The sequence below is a fragment of the Pseudomonas sp. BCRC 81390 genome, assembly GCF_030341915.1.
Lineage (GTDB): Bacteria > Pseudomonadota > Gammaproteobacteria > Pseudomonadales > Pseudomonadaceae > Aquipseudomonas.
Map to the genome: position 1 here is coordinate 277,789 of NZ_JATAAG010000010.1, position 20,181 is coordinate 297,969.

A 20,181-nucleotide genomic window follows, 5' to 3' on the forward strand; every position below is an offset into this window, starting at 1 on the left:
CGGGCCATGTAACCTCATGCGTACCCCCATGGCCTACAAACCCTCCCCCGCCCAGCCGCCCTCGGCCCTGCTCCGCCAGGTCCGCCCGTTGCGCCTGCTGCTGAACCAGGCCGAGCGCCTGGAACACCTGCAGCGCCTGCTGGAAAGCCAGCTGCAACCGGCCGCACGCGAGCATTGCCATGTCGCGTCGTGGCGCGATGGCACGTTGTTGCTGGTAGTCACCGATGGCCATTGGGCGACCCGCCTGCGCTATCAGCAGAAACGCCTGATGTCGGCATTGCAGGCCATGGAGGCATTCGCCAACCTCAGGCGCATCCTGTACAAGGTCCAGCCCCCGCTGGTGCCAGCCAAGCGTGGTGGCCATGCTGCGGAACTGTCCAATAACGCAGCCGAAAGCCTGCTCGATACCGCCGAGGGCATCACTGACCCCAAGCTGCGCGCAGCGCTGGAAAGGCTGGCAGCTCACGCCCAGGACAAGCGCTGACACCTTCGGGACTGCTGCGCAGTCCATTCGCGGGCACGCCCGCTCCCACAGGTCCTGCGCCGCTCCAGAGGCGGTGAGCACCCTGTGGGAGCGGGCGTGCCCGCGAATGGCCGGACCTGCCGGGCAAAATGCGTCAGCCATAAAAAAGGCCACCCGAAGGTGGCCTTAATGAACTAGAGAGTGTTCGAACTTACACGGCCGCAACAGGGCGCATGTACGAGATCGGTGCCGTACTGGCATCTTCGAAGGTGACCACTTCCCAGGCATCGGTTTCGGCAATCAGCTTGCGCAACAGCTGGTTGTTCAGCGCGTGGCCGGACTTGAAGCCCTTGAACTCGCCGATCAGGCTGTTGCCCAGCAGGTAGAGGTCGCCGATGGCGTCGAGGATCTTGTGCTTGACGAATTCGTCTTCGTAACGAAGGCCGTCTTCGTTGAGCACGCCGTCCTCATCGACCACGATGGCGTTCTCGACACTGCCACCCAGCGCAAGGTTGTGCTTGCGCAGGTATTCGATGTCACGCATGAAACCGAAAGTACGCGCGCGGCTGACTTCCTTCACGAACGAGGTGCTGGAAAAGTCGACGCTGGCGCTCTGGGTCCGGTTGCGAAGCACCGGGTGATCGAAGTCGATCTCGAAGCTCACCTTGAAACCGTCGAAAGGCAGGAAAGTGGCGCGCTTGTCGCCTTCTTCCACGGTAACCTCGCGCAGGATGCGGATGAACTTCTTGGCTGCGTCCTGTTCTTCCAGGCCGGCAGACTGAATCAGGAATACAAAGGGTCCGGCGCTGCCATCCATGATCGGCACTTCCGAGGCGGAGAGCTCGACGTAGGCGTTATCGATGCCCAGGCCCGCCATGGCGGAGAGCAGGTGCTCGACCGTATCGACCTTGACGTCACCGTTGACCAGCGTCGTCGACATGGTTGTCTCGCCGACGTTGGCCGCGCGCGCCGGGATTTCGACCACAGGGTCGAGGTCGGCGCGGCGGAAGACGATGCCGGTGTCAACAGGTGCAGGCTTGAGGGTCAGGTAAACCTTCTCCCCGGAGTGCAGACCGACACCTGTGGCACGGATGGTATTCTTCAGGGTGCGTTGTTTAATCATGGCATTGGCCGCTTCAGCGCAAATTGCGAACAGGTATCAACAAAGGCTGGGGATGATAACAGACCCAACCTTTGATGAATACCAATCACCTTTATACCCCTGATAAATTCCATTAATCAGCCTGGCGACGCAGGAATGCCGGGATATCGAGGTAGTCCAGGTCATCCTGCGGGTTGAGTTTAGCCGCTGCAGCAGCGCCTGCATGGGCCTGGTTGCGCATCACGGTCGGGCGCTCCAGGTCGCGGTAGTTCACCGCAGGCTGCTCCTGGCGAACCGGCGCCGGGTTGGATGCTTCATACGCCTGCTGGGCAGTCTGCAGGGTATTGTCGACCACCTTCACAGGCTTCTCGATGCGCGCGCCCAGGCCAGTGGCCACTACGGTCACGTGCAGCTCGTCACGCATGTCCGGGTCGATTACCGTGCCGACCTTGACCATGGCATGGTCGGAGGCGAAGGCTTCGATGATGCTACCCACGTCGGAGTACTCACCCAGCGACAGGTCCGGGCCGGCGGTGATGTTGACCAGGATGCCGCGGGCGCCCTGCAGGTTGACGTCTTCCAGCAGCGGGTTGCGGATGGCCGCTTCGGTCGCTTCACGCGCACGGTTCGGGCCGCTGGCGCAGCCGGTACCCATCATGGCCATGCCCATTTCACCCATCACGGTGCGCACGTCGGCGAAGTCGACGTTGATCATGCCCGGGCGCTTGATGATGTCGGAAATACCGCGCACCGCACCAGCGAGAACGTCGTCAGCCTTGGCGAAGGCGGACAGCAGGCTGGCATCCTTGCCCAGGATGGTCAGCAGCTTCTCGTTCGGGATGGTGATCAGCGAGTCGACGCTTTCGGCCAGCATGCGGATGCCTTCATCGGCGATCTGCATGCGCTTGCGGCCCTCGAACGGGAACGGACGGGTCACCACGGCAACGGTGAGAATGCCCATTTCCTTGGCCACTTCGGCGATGATCGGCGCAGCACCGGTACCGGTACCGCCGCCCATGCCAGTGGTGATGAACACCATGTTGGTGCCCTGCAGCACTTCAGCGATGCGCTCACGGTCTTCCAGCGCGGCCTGGCGGCCGACTTCCGGGTTGGCACCGGCACCCAGGCCCTTGGTCACGCCAGTGCCCAATTGCAGGATGGTGCGCGCGCCGATGTTCTTCAGCGCCTGGGCATCGGTGTTGGCGCAGATGAATTCCACACCTTCGATGCTGCTCTTGACCATGTGGTTGACGGCGTTGCCGCCACCACCGCCAACGCCGATCACCTTGATGACCGGACTTTGCGGGACGTTGTCTACGAGCTCGAACATTTTCCCTCTCCTTACAGTTCTCTAGTTGTCGCGCCTACCACTACTGCTTTGAAACTTAGAAGTTGCCCTGGACCCAGCGCTTGAAGCGTTCAAGCACCGGGGCCTTCGGTTCATCGCCATAGCTGTTGTTGCTGCTGTTACCGGTCAGGGGCAGGTCTTCGGTCTGCTTCTGCAGGCCGTAGGTGAGCAAGCCCACGCCGGTGGAATAGATCGGGTTGCGAACCACATCGCTCAGCCCCCGAACGCTGTGCGGTACGCCCAGGCGTACCGGCATGTGGAAGATTTCCTCGGCCAGTTCCACGGCGCCTTCCATCTTCGCGGTGCCGCCGGTAAGGACGATGCCGGCCGGCACCAGGTCCTCGTAGCCGCTGCGGCGCAGCTCGGCCTGGATCAGGGTGAAGAGTTCGTCGTAACGCGGCTCCACCACCTCGGCCAGGGCCTGGCGCGACAGCTCGCGCGGTGGACGGTCGCCCACGCTCGGCACCTTGATGGTTTCGCCGGCACCGGCCAGCTTGGCCAGGGCGCAGGCGTAGCGGATCTTGATTTCTTCGGCGTATTGGGTCGGCGTGCGCAGGGCCATGGCGATGTCGTTGGTCACCTGGTCGCCAGCGATCGGGATCACCGCGGTGTGACGGATCGCGCCCTCAGTGAAGATGGCGATATCGGTGGTGCCGCCGCCGATGTCCACCAGGCACACGCCCAGCTCTTTTTCATCGTCGGTCAGCACCGAGTAGGCCGAGGCCAGCTGCTCGAGGATGATGTCGTCGATCTCCAGCCCGCAGCGGCGTACGCACTTCTCGATGTTCTGCGCCGCGTTGACCGCGCAGGTGACCACGTGGACCTTGGCTTCCAGACGCACGCCAGACATGCCCAGCGGCTCGCGCACGCCTTCCTGGTTGTCGATCACGTAGTCCTGCGGCAGGGTGTGCAGCACCCGCTGGTCGGCCGGGATGGCGACGGCCTGGGCGGCATCGAGCACACGTTCCAGGTCAGCCAGGCTGACCTCGCGGTCGCGGATGGCGACGATGCCGTGGGAGTTCAGGCTGCGGATGTGGTTGCCGGCCACGCCGACGAACGCCGAGTGGATGCGGCAGCCGGCCATCAGCTGCGCTTCTTCGACAGCGCGCTGGATCGACTGCACGGTGGACTCGATGTTGACCACCACGCCTTTCTTCAGGCCGCGGGACGGATGGGTACCGATCCCGACGATTTCCAGGGTGCCGTCCTCGCCCACTTCACCCACCAGCGCCACCACCTTGGAGGTGCCGATGTCCAGCCCGACGATCATTTTGCCGCTATGCGCGTTTGCCATGGTCCTGCCTCTCTCTAATTCTTCGCAACGGCGGGTTGGGCCGTCGTCGGTGCAATCGGTTCCCGCCATCCAACGGCAAGTCCGTTGGCGTATCGCAGATCGATGCGGGCGATGTTGGTGATCTGCTCTTTAAGCGTCTTGTCGTAAATGGCAATGAAACGGCGCATCTTCTCCACCAGATGGTCGCGCCCCAGCAGCAGCTCGATACCCGGCCCGGCGCTGCTCGCACCGGTGGTCAGGAACCAGCTGCCTCGCTCGCGCAGCTCCAGGCGAGCGATGGAAAAGCCCAAGGGGCGCAGCATCTGGCTCAATACCTGATACTGCTGCATGACTTGTTGCTGCGCACGCTGCGGCCCGGCCAGCTGCGGCAAGTGTTCGTAGTTGGCCAGTTCGCGCGGGGTGAAGGCCTGGCCCTGGTTGTTGAGCAAGGCTTCGTCACCCCAGCGTGCTACCGGCAACTGCTCTTCCAGGTGGATCACCACCTCGTCGGGCCATACCCGGCGCACTTCGGCGTGGGCGATCCACGGCATCTGCTCGAGCTCGGCACGCATCGCCGGCAGGTCGACACTGAAGAAACTCGCCGCGACGTAGGGCGCAATGCGTTGCTGCACCGATTGCTGGCTGATGTAGCTGAGGTCGCCCTGCACGTCGATCTTGGTGATCGGCCGGTCGGCGTACGGCATCAGGCGAATGGCGCCTTCATAGGCACCAAAGCCGGCTGCCACCAGCACCACCGGCCACAGCAGGCGCTTCAGCCCGCCCAGGCTAGGCCGCGGCAGGCGCGCCGATACGGGCTCGTCGGCCACCAGCCGGCTGGCACCACGCGGCACCGGCTTGCTACGGCCGGTAACGGGTTGCTGCTGACGTATCATCGCGCCTTGCATGATGGTTAACCTCGCGTCGCCACGCTTTCGGCCAGGATCGCCAGCACCAGTTGCTGGAAGTCCAGGCCGGCCGCGCGAGCCGCCATGGGCACCAGGCTATGGTCGGTCATGCCAGGTGCGGTGTTGACTTCGAGCAGCCAGAACCGGCCCTGCTCGTCCTGCATCACGTCCAGCCGCCCCCAGCCTTCGATGCCGATGGCATCGCAGGCGCGCGCGGTCAGGTCGATCAGTTCCTGTTCCTTGACACTGTCCAGGCCGCACGGGATGCGGTACTGGGTATCGTTGGCGATGTACTTGGCGTCGTAGTCGTAGAACACGTGCGGCGTGCCCAGGGCGATCGGCGGCAGCACCTGGCCGCGCAATACCGCGACGGTGAACTCCGGACCGTGGATCCATTGCTCGACCAGGACTTGCGAATCGTACTTGGCGGCATCTTTCCAGGCGGCGACCAGCTCTTCCACGCTGTTCACCTTGGCCATGCCGATACTCGAACCTTCATGGGCCGGTTTGACGATCAGGGGGAAGCCCAGTTCCGTGCCGGCGGCAACGCAATCGTGTTCGCTGCCCAGCACCGCGTGGCGCGGTGTCGGAATGCCCAGGCTCTGCCACACCTGCTTGGTGCGCAGCTTGTCCATGGCCAGTGCCGAAGCGAGGATGCCGCTGCCGGTGTAGGGGATGCCCAGGCATTCGAGCAGGCCTTGCATGCTGCCGTCTTCACCGCCACGGCCGTGGAGGATGATGAAGGCGCGGTCGATCTGCTCGCTCTGCAGGCGCTGGAGCAGGTCGTCACCCACGTCGATGGCGACGACGTCGACACCGGCGGTGCTCAGCGCGTCGATAACCGCAGCGCCGGACTTCAGCGACACTTCACGCTCGGCACTCTTGCCGCCGTACAGCACCGCGACGCGGCCGAACGCCTTGACGTCCAGGGTCGAGTGCAGTTTTTCGTAGGCGCTGGTCATTTCGACTTCTCCTGCTTGGCGCCTGCGAACAGCGGGCTTTTCATCAATTGCGGGGCCAGCCCGCCGACATCACCGGCACCCTGGCAGATCAGGATGTCGCCAGCACGCAGCAGTGGCTTGACCAGTGGCGCCAGCTCGACGCCACGTTCGATGTAGATCGGGTCCAGCTTGCCGCGCTGGCGGATGCTGTGGCACAGCTGGCGGCTGTCGGCACCGGGAATCGGCTCTTCACCCGCCGGGTACACTTCCATCAGCAGCAGCACGTTGGCATCGCCCAGCACCTGGACGAAATCGTCGTACAGGTCGCGGGTGCGGCTGTAGCGGTGCGGCTGGTAGACGATCACCAGGCGGCGGCTTGGCCAGCCACCGCGCACGGCCTTGATCACCGCCGCCACTTCGGTCGGGTGGTGGCCGTAGTCGTCGACCAGCATCACGCTGCCGCCTTCGACCGGCAGTTCGCCGTACACCTGGAAGCGCCGACCGACGCCCTGGAAGCCGGACAGGCCCTGGACGATGGCCTCGTCGGTGATCCCTTCGTCAGTGGCGATGGCGATGGTGGCCAAGGCATTGAGCACGTTGTGGTTGCCGGGCATGTTCACCGACACTTCCAGCGGCTCGCGGTCACGCCGCAGCACGGTGAAATGGGTCTGCATGCCCTGCTGGCGTACGTTGATGGCGCGTACGTCGGCTTCTTCGCTGAAGCCGTAGGTCACGGTCGGGCGCTTGACCTGCGGCAGGATCTCGCGCACCACCGGGTCGTCCAGGCACATCACGGCCAGGCCGTAGAACGGCAGGTTGTGGAGGAACTCGACGAAGGTTTTCTTCAGCTTGTTGAAGTCGCCTTCGTAGGTCGCCATGTGGTCGGCGTCGATGTTGGTGACCACCGCCACCATCGGCTGCAGGTGCAGGAAGCTGGCGTCGCTTTCGTCTGCTTCGGCGATCAGGTAGCGGCTGGTGCCCAGCTGGGCATTGGTCCCGGCAGCCGTCAGGCGGCCACCGATGACGAAGGTCGGGTCCAGGCCGCCGGCGGCGAATACCGAGGCCAGCAGGCTGGTGGTGGTGGTCTTGCCGTGGGTACCGGCAACGGCCACGCCATGGCGGTAACGCATCAGTTCGGCGAGCATCTCGGCACGCGGCACCACCGGAATGCGCCGTTCCAGCGCAGTGGCGACTTCCGGGTTGGCCGGGTTGATCGCGCTGGACACCACCAGCACGTCGGCGGTAGCGGCATTCTCGGCGCGGTGCCCGACGAAGATCTCGGCGCCGAACGACTCCAGGCGCTCGGTAACCGGCGAGGCTTTCAGGTCGGAACCGGACACTTCATAGCCCAGGTTCAACAACACTTCGGCGATGCCGCACATGCCCACGCCGCCAATACCGACGAAGTGGATACGACGGATGCGGCCCATTTTCGGCTGGGGCATGGCTTTCTGGCTCTCAACCATGGGCCACCTCCAGGCAGATATCGACCACAGTGCTGGTTGCAGCAGGTTTGGCCAGGCGCCGCGCGGTGCCTGCCATGACGTTGAGTTTCTCGGGTTGCATCAGCACCTCGTTCAGGCGTTCAGCGAGCTGCGCTGCGCCAGTTGTCGCTTGTGGCATGAGGAAGGCAGCACCTTCCCGGGCCAGATATTGGGCGTTGTGGGTCTGGTGGTCGTCGATGGCGTGGGGCAATGGCACCAACACCGAAGGCAGGCCCGCTGCCGCCAGCTCGCTGACGGTCAGGGCACCGGCCCGGCACACCACCATGTCGGCCCAGCCATAGGCCTGGGCCATGTCCTTGATGAAGGGCTCTACCTGAGCCTCGACACCGGCCTCGCGGTAACGCTCGGCGGTAACCGGCGCATGTTGCTTGCCGGCCTGGTGGAATACCTCTGGCCGCAGCGCGACGGGCACTTCGGACAGGGCCTTAGGCAACAATTTGTTCAATGGTTCCGCACCCAGGCTGCCGCCCAGCACCAACAGGCGGGCGCGGCGCTCGGCCAGCGGCGCGCGTTGCGCGTCCATGAACAGCTCCGGGCGCACCGGGTTGCCGGTGGTGCGGCGTTTGTCGCTGGCCTCGAAGGTGTTCGGGAAAGCTTCGCAGACCCGCGCCGAGAGTGGCACCAGCAACCGATTGGCGGTACCGGCACGGGCATTCTGCTCGTGGATTACCAGCGGCACGCCGCACAGCCGCGCGGCCACGCCGCCGGGGCCGGTGACGTAGCCGCCAAAGCCCAGCACGCACACCGGTTCAAGCTGGCGGATGATGCGCCGTGCCTGCAGCACGGCCTTGACCAGGGTGAACGGCGCCTTGAGCAACGACAGCTTGCCCTTGCCGCGCAGGCCGCTGACCTGGATCAGGTGCAACGGCAGGCCAGCCTGGGGCACCAGCTCGTTCTCGATACCACGCGGGGTGCCCAGCCAGTGCACGCGGTAACCGCGGGCCTGGAACTCACGGGCGCAGGCCAGCGCCGGGAACACGTGGCCCCCGGTGCCACCAGCCATGATCAGTACGTTCTTGCCGTCAGCGGCCATGACTGGTCTCCTCGGCAAAATCGCTTTCGCTGAATTCGTGTTCCTCACTGCCCAGGTGCGTGCGGCTTTCCCACTCGATACGCAGCAACAGGCCCACGCAGGCACAGCAGATCACCAGCGAGCTGCCGCCGTAGCTGAGGAACGGCAGGGTCAGGCCCTTGGTCGGCAGCAGGCCGACATTCACGCCGATGTTGATCAGGAACTGGCCAATCCACAGGAAGGCCAGCCCGAATGCGACATAGGCGGCAAAGAACTGCTTGGCCTTTTCGGCCCACAGGCCGATGTACAGTGCCCGCACGGTAACGAACACGAACAGTGCGATAGTCAGCAGCGAACCGACCACACCGAGCTCCTCGGCGAGGACCGAGAACACGAAGTCGGTGTGCGCTTCCGGCAGGTAGAACTGCTTCTGCACGCTGTTGCCCAGGCCAACGCCCAGCCACTCGCCACGGCCGAAGGCAATCAGTGCCTGGGTCAGCTGGTAGCCCGAGCCGAACTGATCCGACCACGGGTCGGTAAAGGTGATCAGGCGCGCCATGCGGTAAGGCTGTGCCTGTACCAGGACGAACACCGCCACCACCGCCAACACCACCATCAGGCTGAAGCGGAACAGCCCGACACCGCCAAGGAACAGCATGGCCGCCGCCGCGCCCATCATCACCACGGTGGCGCCGAAGTCTGGCTCCATCAGCAGCAGGGCAGCCATGGGCAGCAACACGATGAACGGCTTGAAGAAGCCCATCCAGGTTTCACGCACCTCGGTCTGCCGACGTACCAGGTAGCCGGCCAGGTACACGACCACGAACACCTTGGCAATTTCCGAAGGCTGCACGTTGAAGAAGCTGAAACCGATCCAGCGCATGGAACCGTTCACTTCGCGGCCAATACCCGGTACCAGCACCAGCACCAGCAAGCCGAAGGCGCCCAGCAGCATCATGAAGCCCATGCGCTGCCAGGTAGCGATCGGCACCATCATGGTCGCGCCACAGGCCACCAGGCCGAGGAACACGTACACCAGGTGACGGAACATGTGATAAAGCGGGTTGCCCGACTGCACCGCCGCCACTTCCGAGGAGGCCGAGGTGATCATCACCAGGCCCAGGCCCAGCAGTGCCAGGCAGCCGGCCAGCATCGGAAAGTCCAGGTCGATGCCGCGACCGCTGATCAGCGGCGACGGGTACGGCTTGAGGATGCCGAAGATCATGCAAGGCCTCCTGCTGCCTGGGCGAACAGGCGCCCGCGTTCTTCGAAGTTGCGGAACATGTCGAGGCTGGCGCAGGCCGGCGACAGCAGCACGGCATCGCCGGCCTGGGCCAGTTCGGCGCATTGCTGCACGGCCTCGTCGAGCGTCCTGACCCGCACCAGCGGCACGCCATCGCCAAGGGCTTGGGCCAGGCGCTCGGCATCACGGCCAAGCAGCACCACGGCGCGGCAGAAGCGCTGGACCGGCTCGCGCAGTGCGGCGAAATCGGCACCCTTGCCATCACCACCGGCAATCAGCACCAGCTTGCCCTCGATATCGGCGCCCAGGCCTTCGATGGCGGCCAGGGCGGCACCGACGTTGGTGGCCTTGGAATCGTCGTACCAGTTCACCCTGTTGCGCTCGCGTACCCACTGGCACCGGTGAGCCAGGCCGGTGAACTCGCGCAAGGCTTCGAGCATGGGTTCGAACGACAGGCCGGCAGCATGCCCCAGGGCCAGCGCCGCCAGTGCGTTGCTCTGGTTGTGGGCGCCACGAATCTTCAGCTCACGCACCGGCATCAGCAGCTGGAACTCGAATGCCAGGTATTTCTCGCCGTCGACTTCACGCAGGCCAAAGGCCTTGAAGTCCGGCTGGTTGAGACCGAAGGTCCAGCATGGCCGGCCTTCCACCGGCAGCGGCCGGCTCAGCGCGTCCTGGCGGTTGACCACGACCTGGCGCGCCCCACGGAAGATCCGGTGCTTGGCCAGGTGATAAGCCGGCAGGCCGCTGTAGCGGTCCATGTGGTCTTCGCTGATGTTCAGCACGGTCGCCACTTCAGCGTTGAGCTGGTCGGTGGTTTCCAGCTGGAAGCTGGACAGTTCCAGTACGTACAGCTCGACGTCGTCGGCCAGCAGGTCCAGCGCCGGGGTACCGAGGTTGCCGCCAACCGCGACACGCTTGCCAGCCTTGGCGGCCATGTCGCCGACCAGGGTGGTCACGGTGCTCTTGGCATTGGAACCACTGATGGCAATGATCGGCGCCTTGGCATGGCGGGCGAACAGTTCGATGTCACCCGACAGCTTCACGCCACGCGCCGCCGCCTGCTGCAGCGCCGGGGTGGCCAGGGCCAGGCCGGGGCTCACGTACAGCTCGTTGGCGCGGCACAGGAAGTCCACGTCCAGCTCACCACAGCGCACTTCCACCTGCGGGTAATCACGGCGCAGGGTGTCCAGTTCCGGCGGTTGCTCGCGAGTGTCGGCGACCGCAAAGGCAATGCCCCGGCTCGCCAGGAAGCGAACCAGGGACATGCCGCTCTTGCCGAGGCCGACAACGATGCGGAATTGGTCGGAAGCGATCAGAGACACGCTCATCTACCTCAGTTTCAGGGTTGCAAGGCCGATCAGCACCAGGATCACGGTGATGATCCAGAAGCGGACGATCACCCGTGGCTCCGGCCAGCCTTTGAGTTCAAAGTGGTGGTGGATCGGTGCCATGCGGAACACCCGTTTGCCGGTCAGCTTGAAGGAGGCGACCTGGATCACCACCGACAGGGTTTCCATGACGAACACGCCGCCCATGATGAACAGCACGATCTCCTGGCGGACGATCACGGCGATGGTGCCCAGCGCGGCGCCCAGCGCCAGTGCGCCGACGTCACCCATGAACACCTGGGCCGGGTAGGTGTTGAACCACAGAAAGCCCAGGCCGGCACCGATCAGGGCGCCGCAGAACACGATCAGCTCGCCGGAGCCCGGCACGTAGGGAATCAGCAGGTATTCGGCGAACTTCACGTTACCCGACAGGTAGCAGAAGATGCCCAGGGCGCCGCCGACCATCACCGTCGGCATGATCGCCAGGCCGTCGAGGCCGTCGGTGAGGTTGACCGCGTTACTCGAGCCGACGATGACGAAGTAGGTCAGCACGACGAAGCCAATGCCCAGCGGGATGGTGACATCCTTGATGAACGGCAGGATCAGCGTGGTCTCGACGCTGGTCGGCGCGGTCTTGTACAGGAACACCGCCGCAGCCAGGCCAAACACCGACTGCCAGAAATACTTCCAGCGGCTTGGCAGGCCGCGCGAATTCTTCTCGATCACCTTGCGGTAGTCGTCGACCCAGCCGATGGCACCGAAGGCCAGGGTCACGATCAGCACCACCCACACGTAACGGTTGGTCAGGTCGGCCCACAGCAGGGTGCTGACGGCAATGGCGGACAGGATCAGCGCGCCACCCATGGTCGGGGTGCCGGATTTGGACAGGTGCGATTGCGGGCCGTCGTTACGTACGGCCTGGCCGATCTGGCGGATTTGCAGGGTACGGATCATCCACGGCCCCAGCCACAGCGCCAGCGACAACGCGGTCAGTACACCAAGGATCCCGCGCAGGGACAGGTACTGGAAGACCGCGAAGCCCTTGTGGAACTGTTGCAGATACTCGGCCAACAGCAGCAGCATTAATGTTTCTCCCCGCTGGCACCGCACAATGCCGCCACGACGTTTTCCATCGCAGCGCTGCGCGAGCCCTTGATCAAGATAGTGGTGTCGCTGGCATTCTCGGCACTGACTGCGCCGATCAGCTCAGCTTGAGTAGCGAAATGGTGCCCATTGGCGCCGAACGCTTTCACTGCATGGGCCATGTTGGGCCCCACTGCATAAAGTGCGTCGACCTTGCCTTGCGCGTAAGCGCCCACCTGACGGTGGCCTTCTTCCGCCCATTGCCCCAGTTCGCCGATATCTCCAAGCACCAGAACGGTGCGCCCGGAAAAGCCGGCGAGTATATCAATGGCTGCGCACATGGAGGTGGGATTTGCGTTGTAACTGTCGTCGATCACCCGCACACCGTTCGCTGCGATCTGCGCTACGGTACGGCCCTTGACTGGTTGCACGGCAGCCAGGCCGGCAGCAATACCGCTCAGGCTCAGACCAACGGCATGCGCTGCAGCGGCAGCGGCCAGGGCGTTGCTGACGTTGTGCGTGCCCAGCAGGTTCAGCTGCACCGGCACGCTGCCGGCAGGCCCGTGCAAGGTGAACGACGGGCAGCCACGAGCGTCACGACCGATGTCGCTGGCGTGGAAGTCGGCCTGCGGGTTGTCCAGGGCAAAGCTGACAATACGGTGGTTGCCGGCGCGCTTGCGCCAGATATCGAACGCCTTGTCCGCGAGGTTGAGAATGGCAGTGCCGCCCTCGCTGAGGCCTTCGAGGATTTCGCCCTTGGCTTCGACGATCTTCTCCGGGCCGCCGAACTCGCCGACGTGGGCGGTACCGGCATTGTTGATGATGACCACCTGGGGCTGGGTCAGGCCGACGGTGTAGCGGATCTCGCCAATCCGCGATGCACCCAGCTCGATCACTGCGGCGCTGTGCTCGGGGGCAATTTCCAGCAGGGTCAGCGGCGCGCCGAGGTCGTTGTTGAGGTTGCCGCGGGTGGCGTGTACCAGGCCACGGGTACGCAGGATGCTGGCCAGCATCTCCTTGACCGTGGTCTTGCCGCTGGAGCCGGTAATGGCCACCACCGGCTTGTCGAAGGCTGCACGGTTCAGCGCGCCAAGCTGGCCGAGGGCCAGGCGGCAGTCGGCGACCAGCAGCTGCGGCAGGTCGACATCGCCCACTTCGCGTTCGACCAACGCCGCCACGGCGCCCTTGGCCTTCACATCGGCCAGGTAGTCATGGCCATCGAAACGCGGGCCAGCCAGGGCGACGAACAATTGCCCGGCGCTGACACTACGGCTGTCGATACTGACGCCGGTGAACGTCGCGTCTGTACCCATCTGCTGACCACCCAGTGCTGTGGTCAGCTGGCTGAGTGACATCGGCTTAAGCATGTGGCGCCTCCCAGGCTGCAAGTGCCTTCTCGGCTTCGATCAGGTCGGAGAACGCATGGCGCTGGCCATTGATCTCCTGGTAATCCTCGTGTCCCTTGCCCGCCAGCACGAGCACGTCGTTGGCCGACGCCGTGGCGATCAGGTGCGCGATGGCTTCGCCACGGCCGGCAATGAACTCGACCGCGCCTGGCTTGGCAAAACCGGGACGGATGTCGTCGAAGATGCGCTGCGGGTTTTCGCTGCGCGGGTTGTCATCGGTGACCAGAACGCGGTCGGCCAGGCGCTCGGCCACTTCGGCCATCAGCGGGCGCTTGCCGCGGTCACGGTCACCACCGCAGCCGAACAGGCACAGCAGCTTGCCGTGGGCGTGCGGGCGCAGGGCTTCAAGCACTTTCTCCAGGGCGTCCGGCGTGTGCGCGTAGTCGACTACCACCAGCGGCTTGTCACCACCGCCCAGGCGCTGCATGCGGCCTACCGGCCCTTGCAATTGCGGGGTGACCTCGAGGATTTCGTCCAGCGCGTAGTCCAGCGCCAGCAGGGTGGCCACGGCGGCAAGCATGTTGCTGAGGTTGAAGCGGCCCAGCAGCTGGCTGCGCAAGGTACGCTCGCCCTGGGCAGTAACCAGGGTCGCCCGCACGCCATCGTCACTGAACAGCGCTTCCCGGCAGAACAGCGAGGCGCCCGGGTTTTCCAGGCTGTAACTGAGTAAGCGGGTCTCGATATGGTCGAAACTCGGCCGCCGGGCAAAGTCGTCGGCCAGCCGGCGACCGAAGGCGTCGTCCAGGTTGACCACCTGGCAGCGCAGGTTTGGCCAGGCGAACAATTTGGCCTTGGCGGCCTCGTAGGCTTCCATGCTGCCGTGGTAATCGAGGTGGTCGCGGGACAGGTTGGTCATCACCGCGATGTCGAACTCCAGCGCGGCGACACGGCCCTGCTCCAGGGCGTGGGAAGACACTTCCATGGCCACGGCCTTGGCGCCAGCCTTTTTCAGGTCGTTGAGCGTCGACTGCACGGCGATCGGGTCCGGCGTGGTCAGACGACCGCTCTGCAATTCACCGTAGAAGCCGCTACCCAGGGTGCCGATCAGGCCGCATCGCTGGCCGAGCAGGTCAAGGGCCTGGGCCACCAGCTGGGTGACGCTGGTCTTGCCGTTGGTGCCGGTCACGCCCACCAGGTCCAGCTGGCGGCTCGGTTCGCCATAGAAGCGACCGGCGATATCCGAAAGCTGGGCGATCAGGCCTTTGACCGGGATCAGCGGCACCTCGGTCAGCGGCAGCACGTTGGCGCCCTGCTCTTCGTAGGCCACGGCGGCAGCGCCACGGGCCAGGGCATCGGCGATATGCTCGCGGCCATCAACCTTGGCCCCCGGCACAGCCAGGAACAGGTCACCCGGGCGCACGTTGCGGCTGTCCAGGGTCAGTTCACGGATCAGCGGGTCACGGCTGGCGTGGGCGAAAAGCTTGCTCAATGGCATTGTCATCATCCACGCCCTCCCTTGGCGGCTGCTGCGGCAGTGACTTGCGGTTGTTCGACGGGGGCTGGTGGCGGCAGGTTGTCCGGCGGCACGTTCATCAGGCGCAGGGTGCCGGACATGACCTTGCTGAACACCGGCGCCGAAACCAGGCCACCGAAGTAGCCGCCCTTGCCCGGCTCATCGATGACCACGACGATCGCGTAGCGCGGATCGCTCATCGGCCCGAAGCCGGCGAACAGCGAGCGGTAGGCGTTCTCGGTGTAACCCTTGGAACCCACGGTCGCCTTGCGCGCGGTACCGGACTTGCCGGCCACGTGGTAGAACGGCACCTGGGCGCGGAACACGCCGCGCGGCGCTTCGATCACCTGCTGCAGCATGCCCTGGATGGTTTCGGCGGTTTCCTTCGGAATGGCCTGCACCGCTTCCGGTGCCTTGTCGACCTTGAGGATCGACAGCGGCACCATCTTGCCGTCGTTGGCCAGCGCCGCGTAGGCATGCACCAGTTGCAGGGCGGTTACCGACACGCCATAGCCATAGGACAGGGTCGCGGTCTCGGCCTTGCGCCATTCGCGGTGGTTGGGCAGGTTGCCGACGCGTTCGCCAGGGAAGCCAAGGCCGGTGTACTGGCCCAGGCCGACCTGGGACATGACCCGGTAGATGGCCTCGCCACCGATGTCGAAGGCGATCTTGCTCATGCCGACGTTACTGGAGTTGATCAGGATGCCGGTCAGGTCGAGGATCGGGCCCTCGCTCTTGGACACGTCCTTGATGGTGTAGCGGCCGATCTGCAGGCTGCCCGGGTACACCTCGACCTTGTCGGTCGGTTTCCAGCGGCCGCTTTCCAGCGCCGCGCTCATGGAAATCGGCTTGACCGTGGAGCCCGGCTCGAACACGTCGATGATCGCCCGGTTACGCATGGCGGCCGGGAACATGCTGCGGCGGTTGTTGGGGTTGTAGGTCGGCTGGTTGACCATCGCCAGGACCTCGCCGGTCTTGACGTCCATGATCACCAGGCTGCCGGCCTTGGCGTCCTGCTCGGCAATGGCATTTCGCAATTCACGGGTAGCCAGGTACTGCAGGCGCAGGTCTATCGACAACGCCAAGGTCTTTCCGGCCTTGGCGTTCTTGGTTACCTGGATGTCCTTGATCAGCCGGCCGCGCCGGTCCTTGATCACCTGCCGTTTGCCGGGCACTCCGGCCAGCCACTCGTCATAGGCCAGCTCCACCCCTTCACGACCGTGGTCGTCGAGGTCGGTGAAGCCGACCATATGCGCTGTGACATCACCGGCCGGATAGAAGCGGCGGAATTCTTCCAGGCCGTACACGCCCGGTACTTTCAGGTCGAGCACGTGCTGGCCCTGTTCCGGAGTCAGGCCGCGGACCAGGTAGATGAACTCTTTGCTGGCCTGCTGGGTCAGGCGCTCGGTCAGCTGTTGCGGGTTCTGGCCCAATGCAGCGGCCAGCTGTGGCCAGCGATCCTTGGAGGCCTGCATTTCCTTGGGGTTGGCCCACAGGGTGGTTACCGGAGTACTGACCGCCAGTGGCTCGCCGTTACGGTCGGTGATCAGGCCGCGGTGTGCCGGGATGGGAATATGACGCAGGCTGCGTGCATCGCCCTGGCCCTTGAGGAAGTCACGGTCGACCACCTGCAGGTCGATGATGCGCCAGCAGATGGCACCGACCATGATTGCCAGCAAGCCGATCACCACGCGGAAGCGCCACGGGTACAGTGCCCCTTCGAGCTTCATCATGGCGCCACCATCCGTACTTCGTCAGCGGAGGGCACGCGCATCTTCAGCTGCTCGGAAGCCAGGCTTTCGATACGACTGGCAGCCGTCCAGGTGCTTTGCTCGAGGATCAGCCGGCCCCACTCGGCCTGCGCCTTGTCGCGCTCGTTCAGCTCGCCGTACAGGGTATTGAGCAACTGACGGTTCCAGTGCGCGCTGTAGGACACGGCGATGGCCGAAACCAGCACGGCAACGAACAGCAGAAGCATCAGGAAGCTTCCGCCTGGCAAGGGCTTGGCAAACAACCTGCTCACCGCAGCTTCTCCGCCACTCGCATGACGGCGCTGCGCGCCCGCGGGTTGGCCTTGAGCTCGGCGTCGGAGGCGAACTGCGCCTTGCCGATAAGCCGGATTTTCGGTTCGAAGACCTTGTGCTGTACCGGCAGGTTGCGCGGCAGGTTGTCAGCCTCGCCCTTGGCCAGCTTGCGCATGAACAGCTTGACGATGCGGTCTTCCAGCGAATGGAAGCTGATCACCGCCAGGCGGCCACCCACTTCCAGCGCATCGATCGCGGCTTCCAGACCCGCCTCGAGGTCACCAAGTTCGTTATTGACGTGAATGCGCAGCCCCTGGAACGCACGAGTCGCCGGGTTCTTGCCCTTCTCCCAGGCCGGGTTGGCAACTTTCAGCACTTCGGCAAGATCGCCGGTGCGGGTAAACGGCTGCTGTTCGCGGCGCTGCACCACGGCGCGGGCCATGCGCTTGGCGAAACGCTCTTCGCCGTATTCCTTGAATACCCGGGCAATTTCTTCTTCAGGTGCGGTGGCGATGAACTCGGCGGCGCTGATGCCCTGGTCCGGGTTCATGCGCATGTCCAGCGGGCCATCATTGAGGAAGCTGAAGCCCCGCTCGGGGTCATCCAGCTGCGGCGAGGACACGCCCAGGTCCAGCAACACGCCGCTGACCTTGCCATGCAGGCCGCGCTCGGCCACTTCCGCGCCCAGCTCGGCAAAGCTGCGCTGCACAATGACAAAGCGGCCGTCTTCGGCCGCCAGCGCTTGCCCGGTGGCAATCGCCTGTGGATCCTTGTCGAACCCCAGCAGCCGCCCTTGCGGCCCGAGCTTGCTGAGAATCAGCCGGCTGTGTCCGCCACGGCCGAAGGTGCCGTCCAGATAGCAACCGTCGGCGCGCAGGGCCAATGCCTCGACAGCCTCGTCGAGCAGGACGGTAATGTGGTTGAAGCCGCTATCTATGGTCACAGGATCAGGTCACGCAATTCGTCGGGCATGGCGCCCGGTTGTTGAATAGCTGCGAGGTCGGCTGCCGAAACCGCGTTCCAGGCATCTTCATCCCACAGCTGGAATTTGTTCAGTTGCCCCACCAGCATCGCCTTCTTGTCGAGCTTGGCGTACTCACGCAAACGGGGCGGCACCAGGAAACGCCCGCTGCCATCGAGCTCCAGGTCAACCGCGTTACCGATCAGCAAACGCTGCAGGCGGCGGTTTTCCTCACGCAACGATGGCAAGGCACGCAACTTGGCTTCTATCTGTTCCCACTCATCGAGGGGATAAACACACAAGCAGGGGTCAACGGCGTCGATGGTCACGATCAGCTGACCATTGCAACGCGAATCGAGCTCGTCACGGTACCGGCTCGGCATGGCGAGACGTCCCTTGGCATCGAGGCTGACGGCGTTGGCTCCGCGGAACACGGCTGCGATTCCCCACAATGTTATCTTTTTTGTGCCAGAAAACCCACTTCATCCCACTTTCTGCCACTTGCGCACACTATAGGAATCCGCCCGCAGCACCGTCAAGGCACGTTCGGAAGGAAAAGCCTTACAGGACCGAGATTTAGCGCATTAAAGGAAGGGGGAAGGACTGCCGAGGAGAAAAAAACATAAGAAAAATCAAACCCGCACAAGCCGATGGAGTTCGAAGTTAAAGTGATTTATGAAGAGTAAGATCTTTTCGGTATTACCAGCGAGCATCTGCTATCGAATCAAGCAGGGAAGGAAGGTGGAGAGTCGATCTGTAAGCCGGGTTTTGTCGAGGACAGTCATTCCTCTACGACGGCCATCGCTGGACGCCTCTAGCAACCTACCCGGTTCCGACGCGGGCCACGCCTGATGGAACCCTATTTGGTCTTGCTCCGAGTGGGGTTTACCTAGCCACGTACTGTTGCCAGCCGTGCGGTGCGCTCTTACCGCACCTTTTCACCCTTACCGGCACCGAAGTGCTTAGGCGGTTATTTTCTGTGGCACTTTCCGTAGGCTCGCGCCTCCCAGGCGTTACCTGGCACTCTGCCCTATGGAGCCCGGACTTTCCTCCCCCCGTTCTTGCGGAACAAAAACAGGCAGCGACTGTCCGATCGACTCTCCGCCGTCAAGATTAACGGCACGCGCGCCCAAGAACAAGCAATACCGGCAGCTATATCAACGTGCCACTACTCAGCCTTCTGCTTTTCCAGGGCAAATTGGTACAACAGGTTCTTGCGCACCCCGGTAATTTCCGCAGCCAGCGCTGCCGCCCGCTTGAGCGGCAACTCGGCCAGCAGCAGCCCAAGCACGCGCTGCGCCTCGCTACTGATCGCCTGCTCACCCTCCGGCGCACTCCAGCCACCGACCAGCACCACGCACTCGCCGCGCTGCTGGTTGCTGTCGCCGGCCACGAACGCGCGCAGTTCGGCCAGGGGCAAGCCTTTGAGCGTCTCGAAGGTCTTGGTCAGCTCGCGCGCCAGCAACGCCGGGCGCTCACCACCGAATACCGCCTCCATGTCCTCGAGGCATTCCAGGATGCGGTGCGGGGCCTCATAGAAGATCAGCGTGCGCGGTTCTTCCTTTACCTGCTCCAGGCGCGCCCGGCGCCCCGCCGCCTTGGCCGGCAGGAAGCCTTCGAAGATGAAGCGGTCCGACGGCAGGCCGGCGGCCGACAAGGCGGCGATCAGCGCGCAGGCGCCCGGTACCGGCACCACATTCACCCCCGCCGCGCGCGCCTGGCGCACCAGGTGGTAGCCGGGGTCGGAAATCAGCGGCGTGCCCGCATCGGAAACCAGCGCCACATTCTCGCCGGCCAGCAGCTTGGCGAGAAAACGCCCGCCCTCGTCGCGCTCGTTGTGTTCATGACAGGCGGCCAGCGGCGTGTCGATGCCGAAGTGCTGCAGCAGGCGAATCGAATGACGGGTATCTTCGGCCGCGATCAGGGCCACGTCTGCCAGCACTTTCAGCGCCCGGGCGCTCATGTCGTCGAGGTTGCCGATGGGGGTTGCGACCACATACAGCGTCCCCACGGTGGATTTCGAAGCCCCTGCCACATCAGTCACTGCGTACACCTGTCGTTCGGATCAAAGCCGCCATTGTAGCCCGAGCGCCTGCAACAGGGCGCAAAGAACTTCGCCGGCGAGCGGTGG

Annotated in this window: 18 protein-coding genes and 1 other RNA gene; 1 reads left to right on the top strand and 18 read right to left on the bottom strand. The window is 64.2% G+C overall.

The genetic code is table 11. From position 1 onward, the window contains the following. The first annotated feature begins 28 nt into the window (after nucleotides 1-28). Nucleotides 29-484: a DUF721 domain-containing protein gene (locus QSV36_RS05740; RefSeq protein ID WP_289130904.1), complete on the top strand. Its 456-nt coding sequence runs from the start codon at nucleotides 29-31 to the stop codon at nucleotides 482-484. Between the two features lie 190 nt (nucleotides 485-674). Here the strand turns inward: QSV36_RS05740 and lpxC are convergent, their stop codons facing one another. The 18 genes from lpxC to rsmI all read right to left on the bottom strand — a co-directional run bounded on the left by lpxC (nucleotide 675) and on the right by rsmI (nucleotide 20,094). Beyond that, entirely contained in the window at nucleotides 675-1,586 is a 912-nt protein-coding gene (lpxC, locus tag QSV36_RS05745; RefSeq protein ID WP_112250319.1) for a UDP-3-O-acyl-N-acetylglucosamine deacetylase, read from the bottom strand. A gap of 112 nt (nucleotides 1,587-1,698) precedes the next feature. Continuing rightward, entirely contained in the window at nucleotides 1,699-2,895 is a 1,197-nt protein-coding gene (ftsZ, locus tag QSV36_RS05750) for a cell division protein FtsZ (RefSeq protein ID WP_003251871.1), read from the bottom strand. A gap of 55 nt (nucleotides 2,896-2,950) precedes the next feature. Beyond that, nucleotides 2,951-4,207: a cell division protein FtsA gene (gene ftsA, locus QSV36_RS05755; protein ID WP_015271706.1), complete on the bottom strand. Its 1,257-nt coding sequence runs from the start codon at nucleotides 4,205-4,207 to the stop codon at nucleotides 2,951-2,953. 14 nt (nucleotides 4,208-4,221) lie between these two features. After that, complete coding sequence (locus tag QSV36_RS05760; protein WP_186675142.1) at nucleotides 4,222-5,091, bottom strand: cell division protein FtsQ/DivIB; 870 nt, start codon at nucleotides 5,089-5,091, stop codon at nucleotides 4,222-4,224. Between the two features lie 5 nt (nucleotides 5,092-5,096). Further along, nucleotides 5,097-6,053 (bottom strand): D-alanine--D-alanine ligase, encoded by a 957-nt coding sequence (locus QSV36_RS05765; protein ID WP_289130729.1) that lies wholly within the window; start codon nucleotides 6,051-6,053, stop codon nucleotides 5,097-5,099. Continuing rightward, nucleotides 6,050-7,498 carry a UDP-N-acetylmuramate--L-alanine ligase gene (murC, locus tag QSV36_RS05770; RefSeq protein WP_225779162.1) on the bottom strand — a complete coding sequence of 483 codons (1,449 nt, stop codon included), beginning with the start codon at nucleotides 7,496-7,498 and terminating at the stop codon, nucleotides 6,050-6,052. Before murC ends, QSV36_RS05765 begins: the two co-directional genes overlap by 4 nt. Next, the gene (gene murG, locus QSV36_RS05775) at nucleotides 7,491-8,570 is read right to left on the bottom strand and encodes an undecaprenyldiphospho-muramoylpentapeptide beta-N-acetylglucosaminyltransferase (protein WP_289130731.1); all 1,080 of its coding nucleotides are present in this window, start codon (nucleotides 8,568-8,570) and stop codon (nucleotides 7,491-7,493) included. The genes murC and murG overlap by 8 nt, the downstream gene beginning before the upstream one ends. After that, complete coding sequence (gene ftsW, locus QSV36_RS05780; protein ID WP_372241534.1) at nucleotides 8,560-9,774, bottom strand: putative lipid II flippase FtsW; 1,215 nt, start codon at nucleotides 9,772-9,774, stop codon at nucleotides 8,560-8,562. The genes murG and ftsW overlap by 11 nt, the downstream gene beginning before the upstream one ends. Next, nucleotides 9,771-11,117, bottom strand: coding sequence for a UDP-N-acetylmuramoyl-L-alanine--D-glutamate ligase (murD, locus tag QSV36_RS05785; protein WP_289130734.1), 1,347 nt, complete (start codon nucleotides 11,115-11,117; stop codon nucleotides 9,771-9,773). The genes ftsW and murD overlap by 4 nt, the downstream gene beginning before the upstream one ends. A 6-nt stretch (nucleotides 11,118-11,123) precedes the next feature. After that, nucleotides 11,124-12,206, bottom strand: coding sequence for a phospho-N-acetylmuramoyl-pentapeptide-transferase (mraY, locus tag QSV36_RS05790; RefSeq protein ID WP_015271711.1), 1,083 nt, complete (start codon nucleotides 12,204-12,206; stop codon nucleotides 11,124-11,126). After that, the gene (locus QSV36_RS05795) at nucleotides 12,206-13,573 is read right to left on the bottom strand and encodes a UDP-N-acetylmuramoyl-tripeptide--D-alanyl-D-alanine ligase (protein WP_289130736.1); all 1,368 of its coding nucleotides are present in this window, start codon (nucleotides 13,571-13,573) and stop codon (nucleotides 12,206-12,208) included. Before QSV36_RS05795 ends, mraY begins: the two co-directional genes overlap by 1 nt. Continuing rightward, the gene (locus QSV36_RS05800) at nucleotides 13,566-15,056 is read right to left on the bottom strand and encodes a UDP-N-acetylmuramoyl-L-alanyl-D-glutamate--2,6-diaminopimelate ligase (protein ID WP_289130738.1); all 1,491 of its coding nucleotides are present in this window, start codon (nucleotides 15,054-15,056) and stop codon (nucleotides 13,566-13,568) included. The genes QSV36_RS05795 and QSV36_RS05800 overlap by 8 nt, the downstream gene beginning before the upstream one ends. Continuing rightward, nucleotides 15,053-16,795, bottom strand: coding sequence for a peptidoglycan D,D-transpeptidase FtsI family protein (locus tag QSV36_RS05805; protein WP_289130905.1), 1,743 nt, complete (start codon nucleotides 16,793-16,795; stop codon nucleotides 15,053-15,055). Before QSV36_RS05805 ends, QSV36_RS05800 begins: the two co-directional genes overlap by 4 nt. Further along, complete coding sequence (gene ftsL / locus QSV36_RS05810; RefSeq protein WP_056801817.1) at nucleotides 16,795-17,088, bottom strand: cell division protein FtsL; 294 nt, start codon at nucleotides 17,086-17,088, stop codon at nucleotides 16,795-16,797. Before ftsL ends, QSV36_RS05805 begins: the two co-directional genes overlap by 1 nt. Next, on the bottom strand, nucleotides 17,085-18,032 hold the full coding sequence (gene rsmH / locus QSV36_RS05815; protein WP_502945635.1) for a 16S rRNA (cytosine(1402)-N(4))-methyltransferase RsmH: 948 nt from the start codon (nucleotides 18,030-18,032) through the stop codon (nucleotides 17,085-17,087). The genes ftsL and rsmH overlap by 4 nt, the downstream gene beginning before the upstream one ends. After that, nucleotides 18,029-18,484, bottom strand: coding sequence for a division/cell wall cluster transcriptional repressor MraZ (gene mraZ / locus QSV36_RS05820; RefSeq protein WP_004575120.1), 456 nt, complete (start codon nucleotides 18,482-18,484; stop codon nucleotides 18,029-18,031). The genes rsmH and mraZ overlap by 4 nt, the downstream gene beginning before the upstream one ends. Before the next feature lie 307 nt (nucleotides 18,485-18,791). Continuing rightward, an RNA gene (gene rnpB, locus QSV36_RS05825) (RNase P RNA component class A) lies at nucleotides 18,792-19,151 on the bottom strand. Between the two features lie 67 nt (nucleotides 19,152-19,218). Then, the gene (gene rsmI, locus QSV36_RS05830; RefSeq protein WP_289130745.1) at nucleotides 19,219-20,094 is read right to left on the bottom strand and encodes a 16S rRNA (cytidine(1402)-2'-O)-methyltransferase; all 876 of its coding nucleotides are present in this window, start codon (nucleotides 20,092-20,094) and stop codon (nucleotides 19,219-19,221) included. Nucleotides 20,095-20,181: the final 87 nt, after the last annotated feature.

Bases quoted from the DNA above. Each gene is read 5' to 3' on its own strand.
- mraY (WP_015271711.1), bottom strand. From the start codon at position 12,206: ATGCTGCTGCTGTTGGCCGAGTATCTGCAACAGTTCCACAAGGGCTTC.
- murG (WP_289130731.1), bottom strand. From the start codon at position 8,570: ATGGCCGCTGACGGCAAGAACGTACTGATCATGGCTGGTGGCACCGGG.
- QSV36_RS05800 (WP_289130738.1), bottom strand. From the start codon at position 15,056: ATGATGACAATGCCATTGAGCAAGCTTTTCGCCCACGCCAGCCGTGAC.
- murC (WP_225779162.1), bottom strand. From the start codon at position 7,498: ATGGTTGAGAGCCAGAAAGCCATGCCCCAGCCGAAAATGGGCCGCATC.
- QSV36_RS05765 (WP_289130729.1), bottom strand. From the start codon at position 6,053: ATGACCAGCGCCTACGAAAAACTGCACTCGACCCTGGACGTCAAGGCG.
- QSV36_RS05740 (WP_289130904.1), top strand. From the start codon at position 29: ATGGCCTACAAACCCTCCCCCGCCCAGCCGCCCTCGGCCCTGCTCCGC.
- ftsW (WP_372241534.1), bottom strand. From the start codon at position 9,774: ATGATCTTCGGCATCCTCAAGCCGTACCCGTCGCCGCTGATCAGCGGT.
- ftsA (WP_015271706.1), bottom strand. From the start codon at position 4,207: ATGGCAAACGCGCATAGCGGCAAAATGATCGTCGGGCTGGACATCGGC.
- lpxC (WP_112250319.1), bottom strand. From the start codon at position 1,586: ATGATTAAACAACGCACCCTGAAGAATACCATCCGTGCCACAGGTGTC.
- ftsZ (WP_003251871.1), bottom strand. From the start codon at position 2,895: ATGTTCGAGCTCGTAGACAACGTCCCGCAAAGTCCGGTCATCAAGGTG.
- QSV36_RS05760 (WP_186675142.1), bottom strand. From the start codon at position 5,091: ATGCAAGGCGCGATGATACGTCAGCAGCAACCCGTTACCGGCCGTAGC.
- QSV36_RS05805 (WP_289130905.1), bottom strand. From the start codon at position 16,795: ATGAAGCTCGAAGGGGCACTGTACCCGTGGCGCTTCCGCGTGGTGATC.
- QSV36_RS05795 (WP_289130736.1), bottom strand. From the start codon at position 13,573: ATGCTTAAGCCGATGTCACTCAGCCAGCTGACCACAGCACTGGGTGGT.